Raw genomic sequence first — 2,902 nt, forward strand, 5'->3', positions numbered from 1 at the left:
GGGCTGATCAGGCCGATCGCGCGGTAGACCTCGGGCCGCTCGACCACGGCGCGGGCGAGGTAGGTGGCCGAGAGCGACACCGCGATCGCGTCGACGCGGACGCCGCCGTGCCGCCCGGCGATCTCGGCGGCGACGGCGTGGATCGCGTCCACCATCAGGCGCGGATCGTAGAGGCGGCGCGACCGCTCGGAGAAGCCGAAGCCCGGGAGGTCGAGGGCGTAGACCGGGCGGGCGCCTTGCGCGTGCAGGTAGAGCGGGCGGACCTCGTAGGCGTTGGCGGCGGCGTTGATCGAGTGGATCAGCAGCAGCGGCACGCCCTCGGCCTCGGACGAAGCGTAGAAGCCGACCCGGCCGGCCGCCGTGTCGATCACCTCCCGGCGCCCGGGGAGGGCAGGGGTTAATGCGTCGAGGCTCGTCGCCATCGCCTTGCGCGTCCTTGGAGCTGAGCGGTCGTCGCGACAACGAGGTGGCGGGCGGAACGTTGCCATGCGTCGGGCGGCGGCCGACAGATGGACGGCGGTGTCGTGATCGGCTCTGGCCAGGCCGATCGGGATGGCCGAACGCTGCGTGCGCCGACGGCGCGGGGACGATAAGCCATGGTTCAGACGGAGATCGGCGCGATCGAGCGCGCCACACTGCGCACGGTGACGTGGCGCATCCTGCCGTTCCTGATGCTCGCCTACTTCGTCGCCTTCGTCGACCGGGTGAACGCGGGCTTCGCCGCCCTGCAGATGAACCAGGACATCGGCCTGTCGGCGGCGCAATTCGGCCTCGGCGGCGGGTTGTTCTACGTGTCCTACGTGCTCTGCGAAGTGCCGAGCAACGTCGCGATGGAGCGGTTCGGCGCCCGGATCTGGATCGCGCGGATCATGATCACCTGGGGGCTGGTCTCGGCGGGGATGGCCTTCGTCGTCGGGCCGTTCTCGTTCTACGCGGTGCGGCTGCTGCTCGGAGCCGCCGAGGCCGGGTTCTTCCCCGGCGTGATCCTCTACCTGACCTACTGGTACCCGCGCGCCTATCGCGGGCGGATCGTGGCGATCTTCATGGTCGCGATCCCGATCTCGAGCTTCCTCGGCTCGCCGCTCTCGGCGTGGCTGCTCGGCACCGACGGGATGCTGGGCTTTCGCGGCTGGCAGTGGCTGTTCCTGATCGAGGCGGTGCCGGCGGTGGTGCTCGGCATCCTCGCCTTCATCCTGCTGCCGGACGGCCCGGCCCGCGCCAACTGGCTGACGCCGCAGCAGCGCGCCTGGCTCACGGGGCGCCTGGCCGACGAGCGGGCCTCGGTGGTCGAGGGCGCGGCCCGGCCCGCCGGCCACCTCTCGCTGCGGCAGGTGATGACCAACCGCTACGTGCTTGCCGCCTCGCTGATCTATGCCGGCGCCTCGGGGGCGAGCCAGTGCCTGTCGCTCTGGCAGCCGCAGATCATCAAGTCCTTCGGCCTCACCAACCTGGAGACCGGGCTCCTGAACGCGGTACCCTTCGGCATCGCCTCGGTGCTGATGATCCTGTGGGGACGCTCGTCCGACCGGCGCCGCGAGCGCACCTGGCATACGGCGCTGCCGCTCGGGCTGCTTGCGCTCAGCCTCGGCGCCGCGGTGCTGACGACCCAACTCTGGCCGACGATGCTGATCCTGTGCCTGGCCGTCACCGGCACCTACATGGTGAAGGGCCCGTTCTGGGCGCTCTCGACCGAGTGGCTCTCGGCGGGCGCAGCCGCCGCCGGCATCGCCCAGATCAACGCCATCGGCAACATCGGCGGGTTCCTGGGCACCTACCTGCTCGGCGTTATCAAGGACGCGACCGGCAGCTACCCGCTCGGCCTCCTCCCCCTGGCCATCCTCTCCGCCGCCGGCTGCGCGCTGGTGCTCGGCCTGGGAAAGCCGAAACCGCCGGCAACCGCGGCGGCGCGGGCCTGACGCCCCCCCCCCGAATGGATCGCTGTCGGTCCCGCTCCACCTCGTCATCCCGGGGCTGCGCAGCAGAGCCCGGCATCCAGAGCCGTCGACGGAGCCGACCTGAACGTCGACCTGCGGTTCTGGATTCCGGGCTCGCCTACGGCGCCCCGGGATGACGGTGCAGGTCCGAAAACGCGTTTCGAGAAATCCCGAGTCCTACGAGAGGGGAGCCGCTCCCGATCCGGTCAAGGCATGGCCCGCGTGACCGACGGCGTCGGCGACGGCGTGGCGGCCGCGGCAGACCCCTTCCAGCGATCCCGAACCGAGGCGAACGCCCGCACGAGCGGCAGCACCGCCTTCGCGAGCCTGATCTGACCCGGCAGCTGCGGCACGCTCAGCGGGGCGTGACGAAGCTTCGGGCTCGCCCGCTCGGCCTCCTCCACGACCTGCCCGACGAGGGGCAGGGCGGCGATCCGCGCCGCCTCGTGAGATTGGATGCCGAGGCGGTGCGCCCAGGCCGTCGAGGTGCCGAGGCGGCCGGAGGCGTGAAGGCGACGGAGCCGCCGGCGCCAGAGATAGCGGTGCAGCGCCCTCGGCACCGGCTCGAGGCGCGCGTCGCAGAGCGCGCCCGGATCCTCGCAGCGGGAGCGGATGGTGTCGGCGACCCCGCCCGGCGCCCGGCCGGTGAGGCGGGCGGAGATGAACACCATCACAGCCGGGTCGTGGCGAACGCGGAACCCATGGGCGAGAAGGCGGGCGACGAAGGCGCCGTCCTCGCCGAGCGCGATCTCCGGCATGCCGCCGACCCGGAGGTAGGCGTCGCGGCTGACCGCGAGCGTCGCGCCGATGGTGGTGCGATGGCACGGCCAGGGGTCGTTCGGATCGGGGTCGATCCGCGCCTCGGCCTCGGTCAAGAGCGCGCTGTAGGCGTCCTCCAGCCGCCCGCGGGCGGGGAGCGAGGGCGGCAGCAGGGCCGCCTCCTCGGGGATCAGCTCGACGCGGCCCGC

2 protein-coding genes and 1 pseudogene are annotated in these 2,902 nt (G+C 72.2%); 1 reads left to right on the plus strand and 2 read right to left on the minus strand.

The window, feature by feature from the left end; translation table 11 throughout:
* Positions 1-422 (minus strand): alpha/beta fold hydrolase (locus tag FV222_RS21940; protein ID WP_187277417.1); only part of this gene is annotated, 422 nt, incomplete at its 3' end.
* 174 nt (positions 423-596) lie between these two features.
* Between FV222_RS21940 and FV222_RS21945 the strand changes: the two genes are divergently transcribed.
* Positions 597-1,916 carry an MFS transporter gene (locus FV222_RS21945; RefSeq protein ID WP_147752231.1) on the plus strand — a complete coding sequence of 440 codons (1,320 nt, stop codon included), beginning with the start codon at positions 597-599 and terminating at the stop codon, positions 1,914-1,916.
* 224 nt (positions 1,917-2,140) lie between these two features.
* Here the strand turns inward: FV222_RS21945 and FV222_RS21950 are convergent.
* A pseudogene (locus tag FV222_RS21950) lies at positions 2,141-2,902 on the minus strand (glycosyltransferase family 2 protein); the annotation flags it as partial.

It is taken from the genome of Methylobacterium sp. WL103 (genome assembly GCF_008039885.1).
In the GTDB taxonomy this organism is placed as follows: Bacteria; Pseudomonadota; Alphaproteobacteria; order Rhizobiales; family Beijerinckiaceae; genus Methylobacterium; species Methylobacterium cerastii.